General features: G+C 70.2%; 26 protein-coding genes and 1 pseudogene. 14 read left to right on the forward strand and 13 right to left on the reverse strand.

Features of this window, described 5'->3' with window-relative positions; translation table 11 throughout:
- Positions 1-101 precede the first annotated feature (101 nt).
- The 4 genes from ACGFML_RS31905 to ACGFML_RS31920 all read left to right on the forward strand — a co-directional run bounded on the left by ACGFML_RS31905 (position 102) and on the right by ACGFML_RS31920 (position 1,956).
- On the forward strand, positions 102-356 hold the full coding sequence (locus ACGFML_RS31905; RefSeq protein WP_393549116.1) for a hypothetical protein: 255 nt from the start codon (positions 102-104) through the stop codon (positions 354-356).
- Positions 356-550: a hypothetical protein gene (locus tag ACGFML_RS31910; protein ID WP_393549117.1), complete on the forward strand. Its 195-nt coding sequence runs from the start codon at positions 356-358 to the stop codon at positions 548-550. The genes ACGFML_RS31905 and ACGFML_RS31910 overlap by 1 nt, the downstream gene beginning before the upstream one ends.
- Before the next feature lie 261 nt (positions 551-811).
- Positions 812-973, forward strand: coding sequence for a hypothetical protein (locus ACGFML_RS31915; protein WP_393549118.1), 162 nt, complete (start codon positions 812-814; stop codon positions 971-973).
- A 125-nt stretch (positions 974-1,098) separates the two neighbouring features.
- Positions 1,099-1,956 carry an aKG-HExxH-type peptide beta-hydroxylase gene (locus tag ACGFML_RS31920; RefSeq protein WP_393549153.1) on the forward strand — a complete coding sequence of 286 codons (858 nt, stop codon included), beginning with the start codon at positions 1,099-1,101 and terminating at the stop codon, positions 1,954-1,956.
- 4 nt (positions 1,957-1,960) lie between these two features.
- On the opposite strand, the gene ACGFML_RS31925 is transcribed toward ACGFML_RS31920, so the two are convergent.
- Together ACGFML_RS31925 and ACGFML_RS31930 are read right to left on the reverse strand one after the other, a co-directional pair.
- Positions 1,961-2,647, reverse strand: a complete 687-nt coding sequence (locus ACGFML_RS31925) for a pentapeptide repeat-containing protein (protein WP_393549119.1) — start codon at positions 2,645-2,647, stop codon at positions 1,961-1,963.
- Positions 2,648-3,032: 385 nt separating this feature from the next.
- Positions 3,033-3,428 carry a hypothetical protein gene (locus ACGFML_RS31930; protein ID WP_393549120.1) on the reverse strand — a complete coding sequence of 132 codons (396 nt, stop codon included), beginning with the start codon at positions 3,426-3,428 and terminating at the stop codon, positions 3,033-3,035.
- A 388-nt stretch (positions 3,429-3,816) separates the two neighbouring features.
- Between ACGFML_RS31930 and ACGFML_RS31935 the strand changes: the two genes are divergently transcribed.
- On the forward strand, positions 3,817-4,590 hold the full coding sequence (locus tag ACGFML_RS31935; RefSeq protein WP_393549121.1) for a site-2 protease family protein: 774 nt from the start codon (positions 3,817-3,819) through the stop codon (positions 4,588-4,590).
- Positions 4,591-4,649: 59 nt separating this feature from the next.
- A pseudogene (locus tag ACGFML_RS31940) lies at positions 4,650-5,213 on the forward strand (site-2 protease family protein); the annotation flags it as partial.
- Positions 5,214-5,216: 3 nt separating this feature from the next.
- On the opposite strand, the gene ACGFML_RS31945 reads toward ACGFML_RS31940, so the two are convergent.
- From ACGFML_RS31945 to ACGFML_RS31975, 7 genes are all read right to left on the reverse strand, one after another.
- Positions 5,217-5,435 (reverse strand): hypothetical protein, encoded by a 219-nt coding sequence (locus ACGFML_RS31945; protein ID WP_393549122.1) that lies wholly within the window; start codon positions 5,433-5,435, stop codon positions 5,217-5,219.
- Positions 5,436-5,512: 77 nt separating this feature from the next.
- Positions 5,513-6,244, reverse strand: coding sequence for an NADPH-dependent F420 reductase (gene npdG / locus ACGFML_RS31950; RefSeq protein ID WP_393549123.1), 732 nt, complete (start codon positions 6,242-6,244; stop codon positions 5,513-5,515).
- A 55-nt stretch (positions 6,245-6,299) separates the two neighbouring features.
- Complete coding sequence (locus ACGFML_RS31955; protein ID WP_393549124.1) at positions 6,300-7,148, reverse strand: carbohydrate ABC transporter permease; 849 nt, start codon at positions 7,146-7,148, stop codon at positions 6,300-6,302.
- Positions 7,145-8,125 carry a carbohydrate ABC transporter permease gene (locus tag ACGFML_RS31960; protein ID WP_393549125.1) on the reverse strand — a complete coding sequence of 327 codons (981 nt, stop codon included), beginning with the start codon at positions 8,123-8,125 and terminating at the stop codon, positions 7,145-7,147. Before ACGFML_RS31960 ends, ACGFML_RS31955 begins: the two co-directional genes overlap by 4 nt.
- Positions 8,122-9,453 (reverse strand): ABC transporter substrate-binding protein, encoded by a 1,332-nt coding sequence (locus ACGFML_RS31965; RefSeq protein ID WP_393549126.1) that lies wholly within the window; start codon positions 9,451-9,453, stop codon positions 8,122-8,124. The genes ACGFML_RS31960 and ACGFML_RS31965 overlap by 4 nt, the downstream gene beginning before the upstream one ends.
- On the reverse strand, positions 9,450-10,541 hold the full coding sequence (locus ACGFML_RS31970; protein ID WP_393549127.1) for an exo-alpha-sialidase: 1,092 nt from the start codon (positions 10,539-10,541) through the stop codon (positions 9,450-9,452). Before ACGFML_RS31970 ends, ACGFML_RS31965 begins: the two co-directional genes overlap by 4 nt.
- A 209-nt stretch (positions 10,542-10,750) precedes the next feature.
- A complete protein-coding gene (locus ACGFML_RS31975) occupies positions 10,751-11,434 on the reverse strand; it encodes a FadR/GntR family transcriptional regulator (protein WP_393549128.1) in 684 nt (227 codons plus the stop codon).
- 202 nt (positions 11,435-11,636) lie between these two features.
- Between ACGFML_RS31975 and ACGFML_RS31980 the strand changes: the two genes are divergently transcribed.
- Both ACGFML_RS31980 and ACGFML_RS31985 read left to right on the forward strand, forming a co-directional pair.
- On the forward strand, positions 11,637-12,596 hold the full coding sequence (locus tag ACGFML_RS31980; RefSeq protein ID WP_393549129.1) for a dihydrodipicolinate synthase family protein: 960 nt from the start codon (positions 11,637-11,639) through the stop codon (positions 12,594-12,596).
- Positions 12,597-12,663: 67 nt separating this feature from the next.
- Positions 12,664-13,278, forward strand: a complete 615-nt coding sequence (locus tag ACGFML_RS31985; protein ID WP_393549130.1) for a hypothetical protein — start codon at positions 12,664-12,666, stop codon at positions 13,276-13,278.
- A gap of 34 nt (positions 13,279-13,312) precedes the next feature.
- On the opposite strand, the gene ACGFML_RS31990 is transcribed toward ACGFML_RS31985, so the two are convergent.
- The gene (locus ACGFML_RS31990; RefSeq protein WP_393549131.1) at positions 13,313-13,552 is read right to left on the reverse strand and encodes a hypothetical protein; all 240 of its coding nucleotides are present in this window, start codon (positions 13,550-13,552) and stop codon (positions 13,313-13,315) included.
- 67 nt (positions 13,553-13,619) lie between these two features.
- Between ACGFML_RS31990 and map the strand changes: the two genes are divergently transcribed.
- On the forward strand, positions 13,620-14,477 hold the full coding sequence (gene map / locus ACGFML_RS31995; RefSeq protein ID WP_393549132.1) for a type I methionyl aminopeptidase: 858 nt from the start codon (positions 13,620-13,622) through the stop codon (positions 14,475-14,477).
- A gap of 307 nt (positions 14,478-14,784) precedes the next feature.
- Entirely contained in the window at positions 14,785-15,411 is a 627-nt protein-coding gene (locus ACGFML_RS32000; protein WP_393549154.1) for a heme oxygenase (biliverdin-producing), read from the forward strand.
- A 27-nt stretch (positions 15,412-15,438) separates the two neighbouring features.
- Here the strand turns inward: ACGFML_RS32000 and ACGFML_RS32005 are convergent, their stop codons facing one another.
- The gene (locus tag ACGFML_RS32005; protein ID WP_393549133.1) at positions 15,439-16,167 is read right to left on the reverse strand and encodes a PhzF family phenazine biosynthesis protein; all 729 of its coding nucleotides are present in this window, start codon (positions 16,165-16,167) and stop codon (positions 15,439-15,441) included.
- A gap of 304 nt (positions 16,168-16,471) precedes the next feature.
- On the opposite strand from ACGFML_RS32005, the gene efeO reads away from it, so the two are divergent.
- From efeO to ACGFML_RS32025, 4 genes are read left to right on the forward strand one after another with little or no spacing between them, the layout of a single operon-like run.
- Positions 16,472-17,626, forward strand: coding sequence for an iron uptake system protein EfeO (gene efeO / locus ACGFML_RS32010; RefSeq protein WP_393549134.1), 1,155 nt, complete (start codon positions 16,472-16,474; stop codon positions 17,624-17,626).
- A gap of 34 nt (positions 17,627-17,660) precedes the next feature.
- Complete coding sequence (gene efeB / locus ACGFML_RS32015) at positions 17,661-18,962, forward strand: iron uptake transporter deferrochelatase/peroxidase subunit (RefSeq protein ID WP_393549135.1); 1,302 nt, start codon at positions 17,661-17,663, stop codon at positions 18,960-18,962.
- Between the two features lie 45 nt (positions 18,963-19,007).
- Positions 19,008-20,000: an iron uptake transporter permease EfeU gene (gene efeU / locus ACGFML_RS32020; protein WP_393549136.1), complete on the forward strand. Its 993-nt coding sequence runs from the start codon at positions 19,008-19,010 to the stop codon at positions 19,998-20,000.
- On the forward strand, positions 19,987-20,862 hold the full coding sequence (locus ACGFML_RS32025; RefSeq protein ID WP_393549137.1) for a hypothetical protein: 876 nt from the start codon (positions 19,987-19,989) through the stop codon (positions 20,860-20,862). The genes efeU and ACGFML_RS32025 overlap by 14 nt, the downstream gene beginning before the upstream one ends.
- Positions 20,863-20,967: 105 nt before the next feature.
- On the opposite strand, the gene ACGFML_RS32030 is transcribed toward ACGFML_RS32025, so the two are convergent.
- Both ACGFML_RS32030 and ACGFML_RS32035 read right to left on the reverse strand, forming a co-directional pair.
- Entirely contained in the window at positions 20,968-21,711 is a 744-nt protein-coding gene (locus ACGFML_RS32030) for a bifunctional DNA primase/polymerase (protein ID WP_393549138.1), read from the reverse strand.
- A 141-nt stretch (positions 21,712-21,852) separates the two neighbouring features.
- The gene (locus ACGFML_RS32035; protein WP_393549139.1) at positions 21,853-22,452 is read right to left on the reverse strand and encodes a TetR/AcrR family transcriptional regulator; all 600 of its coding nucleotides are present in this window, start codon (positions 22,450-22,452) and stop codon (positions 21,853-21,855) included.
- Positions 22,453-22,620: the final 168 nt, after the last annotated feature.

A 22,620-nucleotide genomic window follows, 5' to 3' on the forward strand; every position in this document is an offset into this window, starting at 1 on the left:
TTCCTGCAAACTCGCGCAATCTTCTTGGAGGTTGGGGAAGCCCCGCTCTACGTTCGTCTTCGCATCCACGTGAGGCAGCGAGAACTGACGAGGAGCCACCGATGGCTATCCGCAGCACTGACACCGGAGACCCGAAGAGCCTCGGGTTGTCGCACTTCGATCACCCGCTACTCGGCCACCAGGTCGTTGACCACGGCCACGACGATGCGGTTGGCGTCCTGCGGGCCTTCGCGCCGGCCGTCGACAAGGTGACCCTCGTCCCCTCCATCCCGAAGGGCGACCCCGTGGCGTGGCTTGCTCCCGTCCGCGGCGGGTTGGAGTGGACCACGCACCCCGACGAGATCGAGGCCGTGTGATGGGCGCCAAGCTGCCCGAGGTGGGGGACGAGGTCGAGCACGTATCAGGACGGTCCGGTGTGGTCACGGACATCTGCAAGGGTGAGTTCATCCTGCGGTGCCCTGGCCAGTTGGACTGGCCCGTGTCCGACCCGACGCAGCTCACCGTGACACGGTGCCGGGAAGAGCGGGTCAAGGCCGGGGACTTCAGATGAGGGGCGCCCACGCAAAGCCTCGCGCCCCAATCCGTCTGGATGTTTGGCGGCCCATCACAGCCCTGGCGTTCCTCGGGATCGGTGTCCCCGTCGCCATGGTCAGCGGCCTCTCCGAAGCACATGGCGCTACTCCGTCGGCTATTGCCCTCGATATGGAGGATGACTGCGCCCCACAGTCCCCGTCCGCCTGCCCAGCCTGGCACGGTCGGCAGACGGACGGGTCAGCAAGTGCACCACCCACCCATGAGATGGAGGAGCACCATGATCAAGTCGAATGACCAGATCACCGTCCCGAGCGTACTCAACGGAGTGGTCGCGGCGGTCGCCCAGGACTCGCCGGCCGTCGTCGCCACCGTGGCCGCGAACGTCCAGCGTGCCCAGGAGGACGAGAACAGCTGCATGATGGGCGGCTGGACCGCCTGACCGCTCCTGAAGCGCTGACGCGCTGACGCGCTGACGCGCTGACGCGGTTCCCTCTCAGTGGGCCCGGAGCACCCCGCTCCGGGCCCACGCCTGGAGGCAAAGAAGGAGCGATCCTCGTGCACTTCATGAACATCGGCCACACCTACGAGAGCATGGCTCGGCTCGTCCACGCGCAGACGGGCGAGTACCCCACCGCTGAGGGCATGTCCGGGGCTTACCGGGCGGCTATCTCCAACCCGGCCATGCGACCCATGGCCGCCGCCCCCGCGGGTCTCGACATCACGTACGAGGACGGGGCCTGGGCGGACTTCTGCAAGGCCAACGGCATCTTCGCGCACATCTTCAAGGGGGCCGGCCCCACAGACGGTCCGACCCGTGAAGCATGGGACAACAAGGTCACCGAAGCCCTCGCATTGATCCAGGAGATCGACCCCAGCCTCCGCCTGATGGTCGACCTCCTCGTTACGGACCTCGTCATCCTCAACAGCGGGGCGGACGGTGGAGGGTCTGCCTCGCAGCTCCCCGGCGTCGTGGTCATGAGTCCCGGCGAGAAGTGGGAAGTACTCGACTACACGATGTGCCTCGTCCACGAGGCGATGCACCTGAACCTCTTCGTGGGCGACAAGGTCTACGGGACCTTCACCCTGTCCTCGCGTGAACTCGATGCGGACCAGTACCGCGCCCTGTCGGCGGTGAAGATCGGCCAGCGTCGGCCGCTCGACAAGGCGTTCCACGCCGCCATCGTGACCGTGCCCCTGATGTTCATGGAGCATCACCAGGGCAAGACGACCCTCGTTGACCTCTACACGGCCTCGCTCCGGGACGCGTGCGAGGACCTGAAGAAGCAGCGCGAGCACTTCACTCCATACGGGCGGATGCTGCTCGACGAGCTGTGTGCCTTCGGCGAGAGCATCGACTTCGAGGCGGTAGCCCACGCAACCTCCAGCGGGGCGTACGCGGGCTACCTGCCGGTCGCTGCCTGACGGCCTACGGCTCGAACAGGATTCCCGCTTCGCGGGCAAGGCTCAGGGCCAGTTCCATCGACCCTGGGCCTTGCACCGTCGCCCCCTTGAGGCTGGCGCCGCCGCCTACGTCGATGAGGGTGCAATTCTCGAAGCGGACGACGCCCATTTCAGCGTTTGCGAACTGTGCTCCTGTGAGGTCGCAGTTTTCGAAGCGTACGTTGTGCATTTCGGCTGCCTGAAAGTCGGCTCCGATCATTTTGCAATCGCTGAACACGACGCTGTAGAGCTTCATGTGGCGATACATTGCCGGGCTGCTTTGGCTCCCTTCGATACGCACGTCGCGGAACGTCCCAGACTTCCACGAGGCCCCGGTGATGCGGCTTCCGGTGATGTGGCACCGGATGAGTGAGACGTCTTGCGTGACTAGCTGAGCAAAGTCGCAGGTCTCGAACCGCGAGTCACTGAACTGGGTTTGTCGCAGGTCAGTGCCGGTGAAGCGCACGCTCTCGAAGCTGCACCCCTCGGCTTCGAGGGCTTCGACCGAGAGGCCGGCGAAGCTGGTCCCCTCGTACCGCACCCCCCTGATGACTGCATCGTGTTCGAAGTTGTCTTGGGGCATCTCAGCCAATCGCAGATTGGCCGAGACTTTGGGTGCCGTGGGGTTCTTAACTCGCGCGTTCCTTGCGCCCTGCCGAGCGATCTGAGCCATGCGGTTAATCCATTCTCGGGGTTCCTGAGAGGCGGCTCAGTCTAGGGGAAATAGCTGTCCGCTCTTGCCAGCTAACCCACTTGGGAGTGAATGAATGAATCATTGATCAGACGGGGCCGGGTCGTAGGCTTCCTTCACAGTCTCGTCGACCGCCTTCTCGGCCACCTTGTCCACGTGGTCGGGGTCCTTGACCTCTGCGGTGTTGTCCACGGGCACGTCGGAGTCCGGGGCAACAGCAACTGTCTGGACGGTGGTCGGGTCTTCCGTCGTGGCCTGACTCGGGTCCTCGACAGTCAGCAGCAGCTCGACGCCGGTCGACTCCTGCTCGTCTTGCTGCTCCTCGGTCGGGAACGCGGCGAAGAGCCCGCTGAGGAGCCCGTTCCTGTCACTTCTTCGGGTCCACCACAGCGTGGACGACGAGAGTGCCGTCCTGGGCGACGAACGCCTCGCCCTGATCCGGGTCGACGGCCTTCTTCTTGACGTCGTAGACGATGGGCTTGGCCCACTTGGGGGTGTACTTGCTGGAGCCGGGCAAGAACTTGTCGGCAAGATCACCGACGTAGGTGTGATCCTCTTCGTCGCTCTCCGGCTTCTGCGGCTTCTCGGGGTCGTTGTCCCTCCGCCGCTTGCCCTCTGTCTTGTCATCCTTCTTGCCGTTGGCCGGCCGCCCCTTGGGGTCCTCTGCGCCGCGGCCCCTGCGGTGATGCCCGGAGGTATCCGGATCGGGATCTGCGGGGGTTCCAGTCCGCTTCGCCTCCCAGCCCCCGGAGGTCGCCGGCATCGGTCCGTCGTCGTCCAGGTCCCGACCGGGCGCACCTTGTTGCGTGGTTGACGCTTCATGCGGCTTGTGGGGGAAGGAAGGCTGCCGGGACCGGCGCTCCTGCCGATCATGGATGCCGCCCGCTATCGCGATCGGTACGGCAGCTACAAGAAGGCTCCAACCCAGGATGGCGCTGAACGGTACGGACTTGCTCGCTGGCAGGCGCAAGGGTTCCCCCTGTGAAGCAGAATCAGTGGTTCCGCCACCTATCCAAATGTGCGTTCTAGGCGATCTTGGGTCGGGACGGGGTGAATAGGTACACAGCGAATTCAATGACCACAACTCAACCATTGAGGCCCAATCCGACTCAGCAGATGGTTCGCCAAGGACACACCTCTAGGCTCGTCGCATGGCCACCACAGCGTCCGCTAAAGAGCGGCAAGGGATCAGCCCCCTCTTCCTCGCGTTCGTCGCGATCACGCTCGTTTCCGGGTGGGCCGTCTGGAGTCGGTCCCTCGCAGCCAACCCCGGCTTCGCGGTCTTCTTGTTCGTGGTGGCCGGCTGGGTGGTGTCGTTGTGCCTGCACGAATACGCCCATGCCCGTACCGCGTTGCACAGCGGCGACTTGAGCGTGGAGGCCAAGGGATACCTTCGGCTCAATCCCCTCGCCTACAGCCACGCACTGCTGTCGATCGTGCTGCCAGTAATTTTCGTGATCATGGGCGGCATCGGACTTCCGGGCGGTGCCGTCTTCATTGAGCGCCATCGCATCCGGGGGCGCTGGCGGCACAGCTTGATCTCGGCGGCCGGGCCGCTGGTGAACCTCGTGTGCGCAGTGGGGCTTCTGCTACCCCTCGGTCTCGGCTGGCTCAGCTCGTCACCAATCGAGTTCCGAGCCGCGATGGCATTCCTCGGGTTCCTTCAAGTGACCGCGACGCTTTTGAACCTGTTGCCTGTCCCCGGCCTGGACGGTTACGGCGTCATTGAACCGTGGCTGTCGCACAAGATCCGCCGTCAGGTGGAGCCGTTCGCGCCGTTCGGGCTGCTGGCGATCTTCGGGCTGCTGTGGGTGCCGGAGATCAACCGCGTCTTCTTCGATGTGATCTACGGCTTGATGCGCGGCCTCGGGACGCCTCCAGAGCTGGCTTCCTTCGGCGAGAGCCTGTTCCGCTTCTGGCAGTAGCCCACTGGCTCAGTTTCGTCACCGTTTCCCCAGGTCAGATGGGGTTAACGGGTACATACCTCAGCCCACTGAAGTACACCCATGCGCTGCTGAGCATCGTGCTCCCGGTGATCTTTGTGATCATGGGTGGCATCGGGCTGCCGGGCGGCGCAGTGTTCATCGAGTGCGGCCGGATCCAGGGCCGCTGGCGGCACAGCCTGATCTCGGCGGCCGGGCCGCTGACGAACATCCTGTTCGCGGTGGTGTGCACCGCCCCGTTCTGGCTGCACGCCCTGGACGGCGTGCCCGTCCCGTTCCGCTGCGCCCTGGCGTTCCTGGCGCTGCTCCAGGTCACCGCGGCGATCTTGAACTTCGTCCCGGTGCCGGGCCTGGACGGCTACGGCGTGATCGAGCCCTGGCTGTCGCTGAGGATCCGGCGCCAGGTGGAGCCGTTCGCGCCGTTCGGGCTGCTCGCGGTGTTCGGTCTGCTGTGGGTGCCGGGGATCAACCACGTCTTCTTCGACCTGGTCGATGCGATCCTGCGCGGGCTCGGCGTCTCCCAGCTGGACACCTACCTCGGCCAGGAATTCTTCCGGTTCTGGCGGGGTGAGCCGGACCTCTCGCAGTTCAGCGGCCTGTTCTGAGGGTCAGCCGGCCGCTTCGGCCTGCTGCGCCCGCTCCAGCTTCGCCTTGCGCACGTAGAACCACGCCATGTTGCTGGAGATACCGGCCATCAGGACCCAGACGATGCCGACGAAGCTGCCGTTGACGAACGAGACGACGGCCGCGGCGACGGCGAGGGCGCACAGGGCGAGGGCCATGAGGGCGAGTCGCCGGGCGGGTCCGGGCGGGAGCAGGGGGGACATGGGGTCGGCTCCTGGGGGAAAGGGATCGGGCATTCCCACCCAGTGTCCCCCATGCCCCGCCGGCACCGCTGGCCGCCTCAGACGTCCGTGATCCGCAGCCCCGCGTGCGCCTTGTAGCGAGTGTTGGTCGAGATCAGGTTGGCGACCAGCGACTCGACCTGGTGGGCGTTGCGCAGCCGGCCCGCATAGACGCCGCGCATCCCGGGGATGCGGGCGGCCAGCGCCTGGACGACGTCGGTGTCGGCGCGGGCCTCGCCCAGCACCATCACATCGGTGTCGATCCGCTCCGTCGCCTCGTCCTTCAGCAGCACCGCCGACAGGTGGTGGAAGGCGGCGGTGACGCGGGAGTCGGGCAGCAGGGCCGCGGCCTGCTCGGCGGCGCTGCCCTCCTCCGGCTTGAGCGCGTAGGCGCCCCTCCGGTCGAAGCCGAGCGGGTTGACGCAGTCGATGACGAGCTTGCCCGCCAGTTCCTCGCGCAGCCCCTCGAGGGTCTTGGCGTGGCCCTCCCAGGGCACGGCGACGATCACCACATCGCTGCGCCGGGCGCAGTCGGCGTTGGCCTCGCCCTCGACGCCGAGTCCGAGTTCGTCCGCGGCGGCCTGCGCACGCTCGGCCGCCCGGGAGCCGATGATCACCTTGTGGCCGGCCCGGGCGAACCGGTAGGCGAGGCCGCGGCCCTGGTCACCGGTGCCGCCGAGGACACCGACGACGAGGCCGGAGACGTCCGGGAGGTCCCAGGGGTCGCGCTTGAGGGCGGCCTTGGCGCGGGTCGCGGCGTTCGGGGACTGGGCAGGATCAGGAGTAGTCATGACAGCGATACTGTCACGCCGCACTGCGCGCGGCCGTGCCGTCACGGTGATCCACTCATGCCTTCACGCTGCCCTCCGTCAGCCCCGTACGCCAGTAGCGCTGGAGCACCAGCATCAGGACCATCAGCGGCACCACGGACAGGAACGCGCCGCCGACCGTGTACTGGTAGAGCACCGGCTTGCGGTCGGCGAAACCGGTCCAGGACGTCAGGCCCAGCTGGATCGGGTAGAGGCCGGAGTCGGACAGCATGACCAGCGGCAGGAAGTAGTTGTTCCAGATGTGGACGAACTGGAACAGGAAGACGGTGACCAGCGCCGGCGTCATCAGCCGCAGGCCGAGCCGGCCGAAGATCCGGGCCTCCCCCGCGCCGTCGATCCGGGCCGCCTCCAGCAGCGAGTCGGGCACCGCAGCGGTGGCGTAGATCCGGCACAGATAGACGCCGAACGGGCTGACCACACTGGGGATCAGCACCGCCCAGTAGGTGTTGGCCAGGCCGATCTCGCTGAAGAGGAAGTAGAGCGGCAGGGCGAGCGCGGTGCCCGGGACGAGGACCCCGGCGAGCACGGTGTTGAAGATCGCCTCCCGGCCGCGGAAGGGGAATTTGGCCAGCGCGTAGCCGGCGGCGGCGGACAGCAGGGTCGCACAGACCGCGCCGACCCCGGCGTAGAGCAGGGAGTTGGCGAACCAGCGGGCGTAGATGCCGTGGTCGTAGGTGAGGACGTCGATGAGGTTGTCGACGGGGTGCGGGTGGTCGGAGAACCAGAAGCCGAAGGTGCCGAAGAGGTCGGCGCTGGACTTGGTGGCGGAGACGACCAGCCAGTAGACCGGCACCAGGAAGTAGAGCGCTGCGATCGTCAGCAGCGACGCGGTGATGATCCGGTGGCGGACCGGGGGACGGGTCATCGGCGCTCCTTCCCGCGGCCGCCCACCAGCCGCAGGAAGCCGAAGGACAGGACGCACGCCACCAGGGCGAGCAGCACCGCCTCGGCCGCCGCCACGTGCTGGTTGTTGCCGATGAACGCCTCGCTGTAGGCATGCAGATTGGGGGTGAAGCCGGTGTCGATGGACGACGCCAGCGGGCGCAGCACCTTGGGCTCGGCGAACAGTTGGAGGGTGCCGATGATGCTGAACACACCGGTCAGGACGAGCGCGGGGCGGATCAGCGGGATCTTGATGTACCGGGCGACCTGCCAGGCGCCCGCGCCGTCGATGCGCGCGGCCTCGTACAGCTCGCCGGGGACGGACTTGAGCTGGGCGATCAGTACCAGCATGTTGTAGCCGGTGAACTGCCAGGTGACGATGTTGGCGATGGACCACAGGACGGTGCCCCGCGAGAGGAAGTCCACGTCCCAGCCCACGGACTGGGCGATCTTGACGAGCGGGCTGATGCCGGGGACGTAGAGAAAGCCCCACAGGATCGAGGCGATCACGCCGGGCACGCCGTACGGGAGGAAGAACGCGCTGCGGAAGAAGGGGATGCCGCGGGCGCCGGCGCTCTCCAGGAGCAGCGCGAGGGCGGTGGCGAGCACGATCATCAGCGGGACCTGGACGGCGCCGAAGAGCAGCACCCGGCCGAAGCCGGCCAGGAACTGGTCGTCGGCGAGCGCGTGGGCGTAGTTGGCGAGGCCGGCGAATGCCTCGTGCTCCTGGCCGCCGAGGCCGAGCGGGCCGGTGCGTTCGGTCTTGTGCAGGCTCTGGTGGACCGCGTAGACGATCGGCGCGATGAAGCAGAGGGCGAACAGGACGAGGAAGGGCAGGATGAAGCCGGCCGCGGCGCGGGCGTTGCGGGCCTCGGTGCGCGAGACGCGGCGCGTCCGACGTGGGACGTCCCTCCTGCGCCGGGTGAGCGGTTCCGGCCTGCTCAGCGTGGACCGGCTCACCCGCCGCTCGCCACTTTCAGGCCCTTGCCCTTGAGGTCGGCGACGGTCTGGCCCTGGACCTTCTTGAGCACGGAGCGGAAGGAGGCGCCGGTGCCGAGCGCGTCGGTGAAGGCGTCGCCCAGGCGCTGGTAGAGGGTGTCGACGCCGGGACCCCACTGCCAGCTGGTGTCGACGTGCGCCCCGGCGTCGGCGAAGATCCTGCTGTACTCCTGGCCGCCGAAGAACGGCTTGTCGACGTCGAGGGCCGTGGTGGCATAGCCCTTCTTGGCGCTGGGGAAGCCGTAGCCGCCGTCGATCAGCAGGCCGATCGACTCCGGGTCGGTGTTGAGCCAGACCGCGAAGTCCAGGGCGTCCTTGGGGTAGCGGGCCTTGGCGAAGACCGCGGTGGTCGAGCCGCCCCAGTTGGCGTACACCCTGGCGCCCGCCCGCCACTGTGGCAGCGGTGCGGCCCGCCATTTCCCCTTGGTGCCCGGTGCGTTGCCGACCAGCAGCGCATCGCCCCAGCTGGCGCCCACCCAGGCGGCGATGTCGCCGGTCTGCAGGTCCTTGTACCAGGCGTTCTGCCGGTCGGGGATGGTCTTGATGAGCTTCTGCTTGACGAGGGCTTCCCAGTAGTCGGCGACCTTGCGGGTGGGCTCGTCGTCGACGTTGATGATCCAGGTGTCGCCGCTGGTGGCGTACCACTTGGCACCCGCCTGCCAGGCGAGACCGGCCAGGCGGTTGCCGTTGGTGGCGGAGAAGGTCTCGATCCAGGCGCCCTTCTTGCGGATCTTCTTGGCGGCCGCCTCGTACTCGTCCCACGTCGCGGGGACCTCGACGTCCCACTTGTCGAAGAGGTCCTGACGGACGAACAGGCCCATCGGGCCGGATGCCTGGGGGATGGCGTAGATCCCTTGCCCGAACACCGACTGCTTCCACTGCCAGCCGAAGAACCGGTCCTTGTGCCGGGCGGCGCCGAGCGGGGCGAGGTCGAGCAGCCCGTTGTCGAGCAGGAAGCTGGGGATGACCGGGAACTCTATCTGGCCGAGGTCGGGCGGGTTGCCCGCCTTGATGGCGGCGTGCATCTTCGCGTACTGCTCACCGTCGACGGCGGACACCTTCTCCACCGTGACCTGCACTTCGGGGTTCTTGCGGTTCCACAGGTCGACGGGCTTGTCGATACCCGGCACCCAGGACCAGAAGGTCAGCTCGACCTTCTGCCCCTTCTTGCGCTCCCTGGGCGCGCCGCCCCCGTCGCCGCCCTCGCCGCAGCCGGTGAGCGCGCAAGCGGCGGCGAGGGCGGCCGCCCCGCCCAGGACCGATCTGCGGTACACGTCGTTGCTGGTCATGCCGGCTCCTCCACGGGGATGCGGCGGAAGGTGATCGTCGAGTAGGCGCTGTATTCGCCGGTCTCGTAGAGCAGTCCGACGCTCGCCCGGTCCAGCCGGACGAGGTCGGAGTAGGCGGCGGGCAGCCCCGAGACGGTGCGGGCGGTCCGCCAGGTCAGGCCGCGGTCGCGGCTGACGCGCAGGGTCGGCAGGGCGCGGGCGAGCGGATGGGCCGGGCCGGAGAACAGCAGTTCGTCGCGGTCCGCCAGGTACAGCAGGCTGCCCTGGCAGACCGGTCCGGCCAGGCCGGCCTGCGGGCGGAAGGGGGCGGTGAGGTGGGCGCCGCCGTCGACCGAGCGGGCGTCGGCCCGGCGCCAGGCCGCGGTGGTCTCGGAGCGGGTGTTCAGGTAGAGGCTGCCGTCGGGGAGTTCGGCGGCGGTGGTCTCGTTGGGAGCCACCGAGGGGTGGGTGTCGCCGTCGGTCCAGCCGATCCGCCAGGTGGCGCCGCCGTCGTCGCTGAGCAGCGCATGGCCGCCGTTGTAGCGGGCCTCGGTGCCGTCGTCACCGGGGGCGACGGGTGGGGTGGAGTGGTTGGCGGGCACGACGAGGCGTCCGGCGTACGGGCCGTGGCGCAGCCGCAGCGCGTGGCCGGGGCCGGTGGCATACCAGCGCCACTCGGGCCGCTTGACCTGGTCGGTGATCTCGCGGGGCGGGCTCCAGTGCGCCCCGCCGTCGTCGCTGTGCTGGAGGTGGACGCGGCGGCCGTCGGCGGGCGGGACCTCGCCGCGGCGGATCCGCTCCTCGGTGGCGTCGGTGGCGCTGTGGACCTGGAGGAGCAGCACCCGGCCGTCGGCGAGGACCACGGGCGCCGGATTGCCGGCGGTACCGGTGCCGTTGCGGGCGACGACCTGGAGCGGGCCCCAGGTGCGGCCGCCGTCCGTGGAGCGTTTGAGCACGACATCGATGTCGCCCCAGTCGGCGGCCGAGGCGACCCGGCCCTCGGCGAAGGCGAGCACGGCCCCGGAGCGGGTGCGCACCACGGCCGGAATCCGGAAGCTCGTATACCCCTCGGTCCCGGCGCGGTACGGCACCGAACTCTCGTCCACCACGGGTCACCCCCAACGGCCGGACGTAGGATGTCCCCTGTCCTGCGGCGACCATAAAGAGGGCCCAACTGACCGTCAAGGCACCCGACATACCCCGTTTTCGTGTCGGCAACGAGGTCGTCGACTCCGGGTGAAATCGCGGTGAACGAGAGCCGTGGTGAGGCCGGGGCCGCCGCCGTGGCGACGGCCCCGGGACTGCCCCGCGGGCGGCGCTATTCGGTGAGCCGGCGGCGGATGCCGTCGAAGTGCCGATGCATCGCCGTCACCGCGCGCTCGCCGTCACCGGCCTCCAACGCCTCGACGATCGCCAGGTGCTGACGGTAGGTCACCTCCGGGTCCTGGGTGTCGTCGGCGCGGTCCTCGCGCACCCGCCGCAGCGCGGCCCAGAACGCGTCCAGCACCTCGCTCAGGAGGTGGTTGCCCAGCGAGCGGTACAGCGCCTGGTGGAAGGCCCGGTCGGTGGCGCTCTGCACCCGGCCGCCGCGCGCCTCCTCCGCCATCCGCTGCACCAGGCCCTTGAGGTGGGCGAGGTCCTCGGCGGGCAGATTGCGCGCGACGGCGGCGATCAGCCCGGCCTCCAGTGCCTCGCGGACCTCCATCAGCTCGTACAGACTGGATTCGCCCTGGTGGTGGCGGACCGCGGCGCGGAAGGCGACTCCCTCGACGAACGGTTCGAGGGAGAGCGGGCCGACGTAGGTGCCGAAGCCGTGCCGGATCTCCACGATGCGCATGGCCTGCAGCGCCTTGAGCGCCTCACGGACCGAGTTGCGGCTGACGTCGAGCAGGGCGACCAGCTCGGCCTCGGTGGGCAGCGGGTCGCCCGGCGTCAGCCTGCGCCGCAGGATGAGCCGCTTGATCTGCGCCTGGACGTCCTCCGCCATCGTGCCTCGCGCCATGTGGTCACTCTCCTTCTCCCGCGTCTGTCGTGCCGCCGACCCGTCAACGGCCCCGTCGGACCGCGCGTCCGCTGCCCGGGTGCCGGCGCACGCGTCTATTGTGACCCCGAGATAGGACATCCCATGTCCCACGTCCGACCTACTCGACCGGCCGCGACCTGCCCCGATCACGCACCGTGGCCCCGAAGCCGCTGGAGCCCCCATGGCATTCCCCGCACCGCTGCGCGGCGTCGTCCCGCCCGTCTGCACCCCGCTCGACCCGCACGGCGAGGTCGACACCGCCTCGCTGACGCGCCTGGTGACCCACCTCGTGGACGGCGGCGTCCACGGGCTGTTCGCACTCGGCTCCACCGGCGAGGCCGCCCACCTCACCGACGCCCGGCGCGCCACCGCCCTGGAGACCGTCGTCAAGGCGGCGGACGGCCGGGTCCCGGTACTCGCCGGGATCATCGACACCACCACCCCCCGGATGCTCGACCACGCCAGGACCGCCGCCGCGCTGGGCGCCGACGCCCTGGTCGCCACCGCGCCCTTCTGTACCCGCACCCACCCGCGCGAGATCGCCGCCCACTTCCGCCGCCTGCGCGCCGACACCGGCCTGCCCCTCTTCGCGTACGACATCCCCGTCGTCGTGCACCGCAAGCTGCCCGGTGAGCTGGTCCGCGAGCTGGCCGAGGACGGCACCCTCGCCGGTCTCAAGGACAGCAGCGGCGACGACGGCGCACTGCGCCGACTGCTGGTGGCCCTGGGCGGCCGCACCGCCCGGCGCACCGGCCCCGCGCCCGACTTCTGCGTCCTGACCGGATCCGAACTCACCGTGGACGCCGCCCTGCTGGCGGGCGCCGACGGCGTCGTCCCCGGCCTCGGCAACGTCGACCCGGCGGGCTACGTACGGCTCCACGAGGCCGCCCGGACCGGCGACTGGGCGCGGGCCGCCGCCGAACAGGAGCGCCTGGCCGCGCTGTTCTCCATGGTGGACATCGCCCCCGAGTCGGAGATGGGCCGCGGCTCCGCCGCACTGGGCGCCTTCAAGGCCGCACTGTGGCTTCTCGGGGTGATCGACCACGGCGCCACCGCCCTTCCGCAGCTCCCGCTGAGCAAGGAGGCGGTGGCCGAGGTAGGACGTCGGCTCACCGCCGCCGGGCTGCCGCCGGTGCGGTGAGCCCGTACGGGTGACCCCTGGCGAAACGGCGCCGCGGCCGCGGCGTCCGGCGGCAGGATGCGGGCGCATGGATGCCGTACGGGTCGCGCTGCTGCGCGAAGTCCTTGCCGGAACCGAATGGGTGCAGGCCACCCGCCGTTTCGCCGGATCGCTGCGGGCCTCGGTCGCGGCGCACGACGGTGGTCTGCTGCTGGTGGGCAGCCAGGCGTACGAGCCCTGGCACCTGGCCGCCCACCTGGACGACGAAGCCGCCTGGTCCGGCCTGCCCCAGCTGTCGCCGACGCTGGTGCGGCACCGCGTCCCCGGCGGCGCGCCGGCCCATCTGGCCGTGGGGCTGGGCCGGTTGGAGGCCGCCGGGCGCGGCGCGACGCTCCTGGTCGTCACGCCGGAGCAGCCCGGCGCCGGTCTGCTGGAGCGGGTGCACGACGCCCGCCGCAACGGCGCGACGGTGCTCGCGCTGGACGCCGGCGATCATGATCTGCGCTCCCTGGCCCATGACGCGCTGGCCGCCCCCGACCCGGCCCAGGACATCGACCTGGACACGGTGCAGCACCTGGTGAGCGCCGCCGCCGGCGAGAACGGCCTCCCCGCCCCGTTGGGTGGCACCGCCCGGCGCCGCTTCCGCGACCGGCTGGCCCGTCTCGCGGACGGGCTGACGGCGCCCCCGCCGCCGCGGTGGTGAGCCGGGGTCCGCGCATCCGGGGAGGGCGGCCCGGTCAGGGGGTGTCGTCCCCCTGGCCCCCGCCCTGCCCCTTGTCGTGCCACTTGGGGTCGTTCTCCCACTCCAGGTTGCGCTCGCGGGCCGTCTCCATGGCGTGCGCCGCCTCCTCGCGGGTGGCATACGGGCCGAAGCGGTCGGCGGCCCGGCATTCGGGACCCTCCTCGACCTTCTGGTGCGCGAGGCAGTAGTACCACTCGCCCGGCTTGCCGACCGTACGCCTCTTGAACAGCGCCATCGCCGCCTCCTGTGACCGACTTCAGTGCCGCCATCCTGCCCGATGGCCCGCGGATACACTCGCTGGCATGTCTGGCCAGTCGCTCCTTGTCCCGGGGAACATCTCCCCCACCCGCCCCGTCCCCTCCTCGATCCCGCGTCCCGAGTACGTCGGGAAGGACGCTCCCACCCCGTACACCGGGCCCGAGGTGCAGGACGCCGAAACGATCGAGAAGATGCGGATCGCCGGCCGGATCGCCGCGCAGGCGATGGTGGAGGCCGCCAAGCACATCGCACCCGGCGTGACGACCGATGAACTGGACCGGGTCGCCCACGAGTTCATGTGTGACCACGGCGCGTACCCGTCCACGCTCGGCTACCGCGGCTTCCCCAAGTCCTTGTGCTCCTCGCTCAACGAGGTCATCTGCCACGGCATCCCGGACTCGACCGTCGTGAAGGACGGCGACATCGTGAACCTGGACGTCACGGCGTACATCAACGGTGTGCACGGCGACAACAACGCCACCTACCTGTGCGGCGAGGTGGACGAGGAGTCCACGCTCCTGGTGGAGCGCACCCGCGAGGCGCTCAACCGCGCGATCAAGGCGGTCAAGCCGGGCCGCCAGATCAACATCATCGGCCGGGTCATCGAGTCGTACGCCAAGCGCTTCGGCTACGGAGTCGTCCGCGACTTCACCGGTCACGGCATCAACTCCTCCTTCCACTCCGGTCTGATCGTTCCGCACTACGACAGCCCGCACCACACCACCGAGATCAAGACCGGCATGACCTTCACCATCGAGCCGATGCTGACCCTGGGCACGTACGAGCACGACATGTGGGAGGACGGCTGGACGGTGGTCACCAAGGACCGCAAGCGGACGGCGCAGTTCGAGCACACCCTCGTGGTGACGGACACCGGAGCGGAGATCCTCACGCTTCCCTGACGTCAGGAGGGGGCGAATTTTACCGACAGGGCGTCGGGAACAGGCGTAGGCTGGTTTACCGACAGGCCGTCGGGAACGGGTTGACTCGGGCGACGTCGGGTAGTTAGGTAAGCCTAACCTGATCGGCGACGGCAGGACAGCCGGCCTGTTCCCGTCCGCTCCCCTCGGCCCCCGGAGGCCCGCCTTGGAAGCGTCCCGCCCGACCCCGACGCCCTCCCCCAAGCTCTCGGACCCTCCTCCGCGTTCGGCTTCGCCCGAGCGCGGGGAGCGCCATGAGCAGGACGGAACCCCGCCCTTCTCGACGGTCATCCGCACCGCCTCGCACGAACAGCACACCGAGGCCGAGAACTCCTCGTTCATGAGCGACCTCCTGGGCGGCAGGCTCGGGGTCGCGGCCTACCGCCGCTACACCGAGCAGCTGTGGTTCGTCTACCGCGCCCTGGAGGAGACCTCCCCGGCGCTCACCGACGACCCGGTGGCGAGCCCCTTCATCCGTCCCGAGCTCGCCCGCACCGCCGAGCTGGAACGCGACCTCGTTCACCTGGGCGGCCCGTCCTGGAGCGCCGGCCTGGAGCCGCTGCCCGCCACCGCCGCCTACGCCGACCGCGTGCGCCACTGCGCCCGCGACTGGCCGGCCGGCTATGTCGCCCACCACTACACCCGCTACCTCGGCGACCTCTCGGGCGGCCAGATCATCCGCGGCACGGCCGAGAAGACCTGGGGCTTCGCGCGCAAGGGCGACGGCGTGCGGTTCTACGTCTTCGAGGACGTCGGCAATCCCGCCGCCTTCAAGCGCGAGTACCGCGAGCTGCTGGACGCCCTGCCGGTGGACGACCTGGAGAAGCAGCGGGTGGTCGACGAGTGCAAGCGCGCGTTCGCGCTGAACAGCGCCGTCTTCCGGGAGCTGGGCGAGGAGTTCCCGCTCAGCGCGTGAGGGGCGCGCGGCACGCGGCGCGGCCCGTCAGGCGCCACCTGCCGGGCCGGCCGCGGCGAGGGCGACGCGGCCGCCGATGTCGACGGCGCCGTCCGGCCGCGGCCGGGTCAGGATCTGCGAACCGGCGCCCTGCCGGATGTCGAGGGCGCGGCCCAGCTCATGGGTGAGGGTGAGCGCCGCGGCGCCGGTGGCCTCGTCCTCGATGACGCCGCCGGCACGCCGCGGGAAGGCCCGCGCCCTCACGACGCCCGCCGCCCTGTCCTGCCAGGCCCACGCGTACAACCAGCCCTCACCCGGCGGGGGTGCAGGCAGCGCGTCGACCTCGGCGGGGGTGGCGTACTCCTCCGTCCGGCGCCCGGTCGCCCACTCCGGGCGGCCGCGCACCCAGGTGAACTCCGCATCGCGGACGACCGGCACCTCACCGGCGGGCGGGCGCAGCGTCCCCACCGGGCGGCCCAGGTGGCGCAGCAGCCAGGCCACCCCCACCAGCGGATGCCCGGCGAACGGCAGCCGGCCGCCCGGAGTGTGGATGTCCACCGTGCCGCGGGTCTCGTCGTCGATGAACACCGTCTCGCTGAAGCCGAGTTCGACGGCGAGGGCCTGCCGGTCCGCCGGCGCCGGACAGGCGGCTCCGTCGAGCACGACACCCAGCAGGTTGCCGCCGCGCCCCCCGCTCCCGCAGAACACCCGCAGCACCCGCAGCCCGGCCCGGCCCCCGTCGGCCGCCACGGCGCCCTTCCCGCTCCCGTCGATCATCCGCCCAGTCAACCGCACCCGCTGCGGGGCAGGCGAGCGCGGCGGGAGGTGCCCGGCGGCCGGTGGGGCCGCCTGCCGGCGCCGGTCACAGCCCGTCGCCTCGACGGGCCCTTACCTTGACCGGTCGATGACGCTTTCGTGACCGGAGCAGACCCAACTCGTGACCGCGCCGTTGTCGGTGAGAGCGGGATCACTGGACAGGGTGCACGGGAGCAGGTAAGCCTCAGATAACTTAGGGCTGCCTTAGTGGCCGCCCCCCGTCCGTCCCCCGTTTCCGCAGCACCGAAAACCGCCTGGAGTCCGCATGCGAGCCCACCGCTCCGCCGTCGTCGCCGCCATAGCCGTGGCCGCGGCCCTGACCGCCGTCACCGGCTGCGCCGAGAAGAGTGACGGCAAGGGCACCGGCGGCAAGGGCGTGGTCGAGGTGACCGCGACCGACAGCGCGTGCACGCTCTCGGCCAAGGAGTTCCCGGCCGGCCATGTGCGCTTCGCCGTGCAGAACAAGGGCTCCAAGATCACCGAAGTCTACGTCTACGCCCCGGGCGACCGGATCGTGACCGAGCGGGAGAACATCGGGCCCGGCACCAAGACGGAGATCACCGCGGAGATCAAGCCGGGTTCCTACGAGGTGGCGTGCAAGCCCGGCATGAAGGGCGACGGCATCCGCCAGAAGGTGACCGTGAGCGGCAAGGGCACGGCGGCCGAGCGGAATCCGAAGCTGGACGCCGCGGTTGCCGCGTACCGCAAGTACACCCAGGAGCAGGCCGACCGGACCCTCCCCGCGGCGCAGAAGTTCGCCGACGCGGTGGCGAAGGGCGACGTCGAGGCCGCGAAGAAGACCTACGCCCTCTCGCGGGTGGGCTGGGAGCGGACCGAGCCGGTGGCCGAGTCGTTCGGTGACATCGACCCCAGGGTGGATGTGCGCGCGGACGGGCTGACCGACGGCCAGAAGTGGACCGGCTGGCACAAGCTGGAGCAGTCCCTGTGGGAGAAGAAGAAGATCTCCGCGGACGACAAGAAGCTCGCCGGGCAGCTGATGCGCGACCTCAAGGACTGGCAGAAGCGGGTCGGCAAGGCCGTCATCACCCCGACCAGCATGGCCAACGGTGCCAAGGAGCTGCTCGACGAGGTGGCCACCGGCAAGGTCACCGGTGAGGAAGAGCGCTACAGCCACACCGACCTGATCGACTTCCACGCCAACGTCGAAGGCGCCCGCAAGGCGTACGAGCTGCTGAAGCCGGTCGTCGCCAAGAACGACCCGGCGCTGGCCAAGGAGCTGGACAAACAGTTCACGGCGATCCTGGCGCAGCTCGACGAGCACCGCGACGGCAAGTCCGCCGACGGCTTCGCCGCGTACGACACGGTCGGCAAGACCGAGCGCAAGAAGCTTTCGGACGGCGTCAACGCGCTGGCCGAGCCGCTGTCGAAGTTGGCCGCCGCGGCCGCCGAAGCCAAGTAGTCCGGGCATGAACGACGGGTCAGGGGGTCCTTCCATGGCGCACGACGAGACGCACGACCGGACGCACGACGCGCCGGCCGGCCGCACGCCCTCGCGGCGGTCGCTGCTGGGCTGGGGCGGCGCCGGGCTGGCGCTCGGTGCGGTCGCCGCCGGCGGTACGGCAGCGGCGCTGCGTACCGGCGACGACGCCCGGCCGGCCGGCGCGGACGCCACCGCGGGCGCGGCCGTCGCCTTCCACGGCAGGCACCAGGCCGGGGTCGCCACCGCGGTCCAGGACCGGCTGCACTTCGCGTCGTTCGACGTCACCACCGAGGACCGCGCCGAGCTGATCGCGCTGCTGAAGGAGTGGACGAAGGCGGCGGCGCGGATGACCGCGGGCGACGCGGTCGGCGACGGCGCCGTCGGCGGGCTCGCCGAGGCGCCGCCGGACGACACCGGTGAGGCACTGGGCCTGCCGCCGTCCCGGCTCACCCTGACCTTCGGCGTCGGCCCGTCGCTGTTCGAGAAGGACGGCAAGGACCGCTTCGGCCTCAAGGCGCGGCGTCCGCAGGCGCTGATAGACCTGCCGAAGTTCCCCGGCGACAACCTCGACAAGGCCCGCAGCGGCGGCGATCTGTGCATCCAGGCGTGCGCGGACGACCCCCAGGTCGCGGTGCACGCGATCCGCAACCTGGCCCGTATCGGCTTCGGCAAGGTCGCGATCCGCTGGTCGCAGCTGGGCTTCGGCAAGACGTCCTCGACGACGCCGGACGCGCAGACCCCGCGCAATATGTTCGGCTTCAAGGACGGCACCCACAACATCGCGGGCACCGACGACGCGGCGCTGGACGCGCATGTGTGGGTCGGCGAGAAGGAAGCCAAGGACGACGCCGCCTGGATGGCCGGCGGTTCGTACCTCGTCGCGCGCCGGATACGCATGCACATCGAGACCTGGGACCGCACCTCGCTCAAGGAACAGGAGGACGTCTTCGGGCGGAACAAGGGAGAGGGCGCACCCGCCGGGAAGAAGCACGAGCGGGACGCCCCCCATCTGAAGTCGATGCTCCCGACGGCCCATGTCCGCCTCGCGCACCCGGACTCCAACGGCGGCGTGCGGATCCTGCGCCGCGGCTACTCCTTCACCGACGGTACGGACGGCCTCGGGCGGCTGGAGGCGGGGCTGTTCTTCCTCGCCTACCAGCGCGACGTCCGGCACGGCTTCGTCCCGCTCCAGAAGCGACTGGCGTCGAGCGACGCCCTCAACGAATACATCCAGCACGTGGGTTCGGCGCTGTTCGCGGTCCCTCCGGGAGTCCGGGACGCGGACGACTGGTGGGGCCGGGGACTGTTCGCCTGACGCGTCCGACGCTGTCACCACAACGAAGGAAGGGGAGGAACCGACGTGTTCGGCAACTACCTGATCGGTCTGCGCGAGGGCCTGGAAGCCAGCCTCGTCGTCTGCATCCTCATCGCCTATCTGGTCAAGACCGGCCGGCGGGAGGCGCTGCGGCCGGTCTGGCTCGGCATCGCGCTCGCCGTGGTGCTGTCGTTCGCGTTCGGCGCGGCGCTCCAGTTCGGTTCGCAGACGCTGACGTTCCAGGCGCAGGAGGCGCTCGGCGGCTCGCTGTCGATCATCGCGGTGTGCCTGGTGACGTGGATGGTCTTCTGGATGCGGCGCACCGCGCGGCATCTGAAGCGGGAGCTGCACGGGAGGCTGGACGCGGCGCTCCGGATGGGCACCGTCGCACTGGTGGTCACCGCGTTCCTGTCGGTGGGCCGTGAGGGCCTGGAGACCGCGCTGTTCATCTGGACGGCCGCACAGTCCGCCCACGACGGCGTACGGCCGCTGATCGGGGCGCTGCTGGGCCTGCTGACGGCCGTGGTCCTGGGCTGGCTGTTCTACCGCGGTGCGGTGCGGATCAACCTCGCGAAGTTCTTCACCTGGACCGGCGGCATGCTCGTCGTCGTCGCGGCGGGCGTGCTGGCGTACGGCTTCCACGACCTGCAGGAGGCGGCACTGCTGCCGGGCCTGGGCAGCCAGGCCTTCGACATCAGCGCGCAGATCCCGGTCGACAGCTGGTACGGCACACTGCTGAAGGGCATCTTCAACTTCCAGCCGGATCCGACGGTTGTTCAGGTCACGGTGTGGGCTCTGTATCTGATCCCGACCCTCGCGCTCTTCTTCGCCCCCGGTAGGGTTGCGCCGAATCGTGCCACCCCGGCGGACGCCGAGTCCGCCCCGGTCGCCCCGAAGGAGCCCGAGCCCCATGACACGCAGGTCGCCGTTCCGGGTGCCCGCAACACTGACGTCGGCAGCGGCGGCGATGGTGATACTGAGCGGGTGCATGACGGTGCACGGCGAGCGGGAGATGCTGCCGGCGGTGACGAAGGCTGAGGGCGCCAAGGCGCTCCGGCACTTCACCGACGGCTTCAACAAGACCTACCGCACGCTCGATCCCAAGCTCAACGCCTCCTACGAGGCGGGCGCGCTGCTGGCCATCGACCAGGCAAAGGTCAAATCGGCCCACGGCATGCGGCCGCGGGGCAACCCCGGCTACACGCCGCTGACGTTCAAGGACACCCACTTCACGGTGCCCGAGCAGGCGGGCTGGCCGAAGTCGTTCGTCGCGGACGGGCTGACCAACCGCAAGGACCCCCGCACCGGTGCGCTCCTCCGCTGGTTCCTGGTGTTCAGCCGGGACGGCATCGACGAGCAGTGGCGCGCGGTGCATCTGGCGACGTTCAAGAACAACACGGCGCCCCAGCTCAAGAGGGACGGGAAGTTCGCCGAGGCGGTGCCCGTGAGTGCCGCTTCGGGGCTGAAGGTGGCACCGGGCAAGCTGAGCAAGACGTACGCGGACTACCTCACGACCGGCAGGGGTGGCGCCTTCGCGCCCGGCGCGGACACCGACGCCTGGCGGCGGGACCGGGCCAAGCAGGCCAACGGGGTGGGCTCGCGGATCCAGGTCCAGGACCAGCCCTCCGACTACCCGGCGTTCGCGCTGCGCACCGAGGACGGCGGCGCGCTGGTGTTCTTCTCGACCTACTACCACCAGCAGCAGACACTGTCCACGGGGCTGACGATCCACCTGCCCGACCGGCTGCGGGGGGTCATGCAGGGCCCGGCCAAGAAGACCAACCGGATGGCCTTCACCTCGGTCTCGGGCCAGGCGGCCAAGGTGCCGGCCGAGGACGCCGGCGGCCGGATCGAGATCCTCAACCGGCTCGACGCCATCACCTCGGCGAAGCCGCTGTAGGCGGGAGCGGTACGCAGGGCCGTCGGTTCTCCGGCGGCCCCTTCGTCGTGCGGATCGTCGTACGGCTCGTCCGGCGCCCGGCAGGACGGGAGCCGGCGGGGCCGGTCAGCGGCCGATCGGCCAGGCCGCCGTCTCGTGGTCGGGGGCGCCTTCGATGAACGCGGCGCAGGCGTCGGTGAGCGACTCCAGCAGCGTCAGCGGGTCGGGGAGCGGCAGCTCGGGGCCGCGCAGCCAGCTGACCGCGGGCTGTTCGCCGGGCAGTGTCGAAGGCGGCAGCAGGACGTAGCTGCCGCGGCAGTGCCAGCGCAGTCCGGGGTGCTCGTCCAGGGTTTCGGGGTGGCAGTCCAGCTCGCAGGGCCACCACTCGTCCTCGTCGTCCGGGGTGCCGCGAGTGGCGGTGAAGAACAGCATCCGGCCGTCGCCGAATCCGGCGCCGCTGAGGGTGACCGGCCCGACGTCGACGCCCGCCGCATCCAACCGGCCCAGTGCGCTGCGGCCCGCCTCGACGGGGACGTCCAGCACGTCGTGGGCGATGCCGGTGGCGGTGATGAAGTTGGCCTGCGGCAGGGTGCGGACCCAGGCGGCGACCTTGTCGCGGTCGGTGGTGGCGACGGTCTGCCAGCCGAAGGAGACCGGATGTCGACCGGGGGTCGGACAGCCGATGCGCTCGCAGGAACAGCCGTAGCCCGAGGGGTGCGCCGCCGGGGCCACCGGGAAACCCGCGTCGGCCGCCGCCAGCAGCAGGTCCTCGCGGCTGCGCGCGGCCGCCGGTCCCGTGTCCGTATCGCCGCCGTCCCCTCCGCTCTTCGGGCGGCGCAGCCACTGGGAGAACCTGCTCTTGCGGTCCATCTATCCCCTCACTTCGAGCGGTGGTCTGGGATCAATGCTGCCACCATCCTGCGCCTCGGGTGACCGGTGTACGGATCCGGGGTGAACGAATGGGGGGCGAAAACCGGCAATCGGCTCCATCGGGGCATTCCGCCGGTCCGGTCAGCCGCGCACCCGCAGACCGCGCAATGCCAGGTCGACCAGGGTGTCGACGTAGTCGTAGGTCAGTTCGCCGCTACGCATCAGCCAGCGCTGTGAGAAGGGACTCAGCACCAGCTCGGCGGCGATCCGGGGGTCGATGTCGGCGGCCACCTCGCCGGACTCCTGGGCGGCGCGGATCCGGTCGACGTAGCCGCGGATGCCGGGCTCCAGCAGGCGGGCGGTGAAGGCGCGGGCGAGCTCCTCGTCGGCGGCGCCGGCCGCCGCGAGGGCGCGGTAGGGGGCCTGGAACGCGGGGTCGTTGAACTCGTCGGCGGTCGCCCGCAGTACGCACTTCAGGTCGGCCGCGAGATCGCCGGTGTCCGGGAGTGCCTCTTCGCGACCCTCGTCCGCTCCGGCCGTGAAGGCGTCCAGGAGGACGGCGGCCTTGGACGGCCACCAGCGGTAGATCGTCTGCTTGCCGACCCCGGCGCGGGAGGCGATGCCTTCGATCGTGAGCCTGGTGTAGCCGAGCTCGCCGACCAGCGTCAGGGCGGCATCGAAGATCGCACGACGGGAGCGCTCGCTGCGGCGGGAGATGTCGGGGACTGCCCTGTCGGCCATGTGGCCGAGCCTATCGAGGGCACAAGGCGAGACGTATCGTCTCGAATGGACCTGACGAGGCCATCGCCTCGCTGCCTGCCCGATCTCGCGCGAGGCGGACCGTCCCGCACGGGAGATCCATGGCGGCGGAACGGAGCCCTGAGCGGGGCAACGCAGGCGGCACGCCCT

It is taken from the genome of Streptomyces sp. NPDC048650, assembly GCF_043199095.1.
Lineage (GTDB): Bacteria > Actinomycetota > Actinomycetes > Streptomycetales > Streptomycetaceae > Streptomyces.

Coding starts and splice junctions, on each gene's coding strand:
- ACGFML_RS31905 (WP_393549116.1), top strand. CDS start 102: ATGGCTATCCGCAGCACTGACACCGGAGACCCGAAGAGCCTCGGGTTG.
- ACGFML_RS31910 (WP_393549117.1), top strand. CDS start 356: ATGGGCGCCAAGCTGCCCGAGGTGGGGGACGAGGTCGAGCACGTATCA.
- ACGFML_RS31915 (WP_393549118.1), top strand. CDS start 812: ATGATCAAGTCGAATGACCAGATCACCGTCCCGAGCGTACTCAACGGA.
- ACGFML_RS31920 (WP_393549153.1), top strand. CDS start 1,099: ATGAACATCGGCCACACCTACGAGAGCATGGCTCGGCTCGTCCACGCG.
- ACGFML_RS31925 (WP_393549119.1), bottom strand. CDS start 2,647: ATGGCTCAGATCGCTCGGCAGGGCGCAAGGAACGCGCGAGTTAAGAAC.
- ACGFML_RS31930 (WP_393549120.1), bottom strand. CDS start 3,428: ATGCCGGCGACCTCCGGGGGCTGGGAGGCGAAGCGGACTGGAACCCCC.
- ACGFML_RS31935 (WP_393549121.1), top strand. CDS start 3,817: ATGGCCACCACAGCGTCCGCTAAAGAGCGGCAAGGGATCAGCCCCCTC.
- ACGFML_RS31945 (WP_393549122.1), bottom strand. CDS start 5,435: ATGTCCCCCCTGCTCCCGCCCGGACCCGCCCGGCGACTCGCCCTCATG.
- npdG (WP_393549123.1), bottom strand. CDS start 6,244: ATGACTACTCCTGATCCTGCCCAGTCCCCGAACGCCGCGACCCGCGCC.
- ACGFML_RS31955 (WP_393549124.1), bottom strand. CDS start 7,148: ATGACCCGTCCCCCGGTCCGCCACCGGATCATCACCGCGTCGCTGCTG.
- ACGFML_RS31965 (WP_393549126.1), bottom strand. CDS start 9,453: ATGACCAGCAACGACGTGTACCGCAGATCGGTCCTGGGCGGGGCGGCC.
- ACGFML_RS31975 (WP_393549128.1), bottom strand. CDS start 11,434: ATGGCGCGAGGCACGATGGCGGAGGACGTCCAGGCGCAGATCAAGCGG.
- ACGFML_RS31980 (WP_393549129.1), top strand. CDS start 11,637: ATGGCATTCCCCGCACCGCTGCGCGGCGTCGTCCCGCCCGTCTGCACC.
- ACGFML_RS31985 (WP_393549130.1), top strand. CDS start 12,664: ATGGATGCCGTACGGGTCGCGCTGCTGCGCGAAGTCCTTGCCGGAACC.
- ACGFML_RS31990 (WP_393549131.1), bottom strand. CDS start 13,552: ATGGCGCTGTTCAAGAGGCGTACGGTCGGCAAGCCGGGCGAGTGGTAC.
- map (WP_393549132.1), top strand. CDS start 13,620: ATGTCTGGCCAGTCGCTCCTTGTCCCGGGGAACATCTCCCCCACCCGC.
- ACGFML_RS32005 (WP_393549133.1), bottom strand. CDS start 16,167: ATGATCGACGGGAGCGGGAAGGGCGCCGTGGCGGCCGACGGGGGCCGG.
- efeO (WP_393549134.1), top strand. CDS start 16,472: ATGCGAGCCCACCGCTCCGCCGTCGTCGCCGCCATAGCCGTGGCCGCG.
- efeB (WP_393549135.1), top strand. CDS start 17,661: ATGGCGCACGACGAGACGCACGACCGGACGCACGACGCGCCGGCCGGC.
- ACGFML_RS32030 (WP_393549138.1), bottom strand. CDS start 21,711: ATGGACCGCAAGAGCAGGTTCTCCCAGTGGCTGCGCCGCCCGAAGAGC.
- ACGFML_RS32035 (WP_393549139.1), bottom strand. CDS start 22,452: ATGGCCGACAGGGCAGTCCCCGACATCTCCCGCCGCAGCGAGCGCTCC.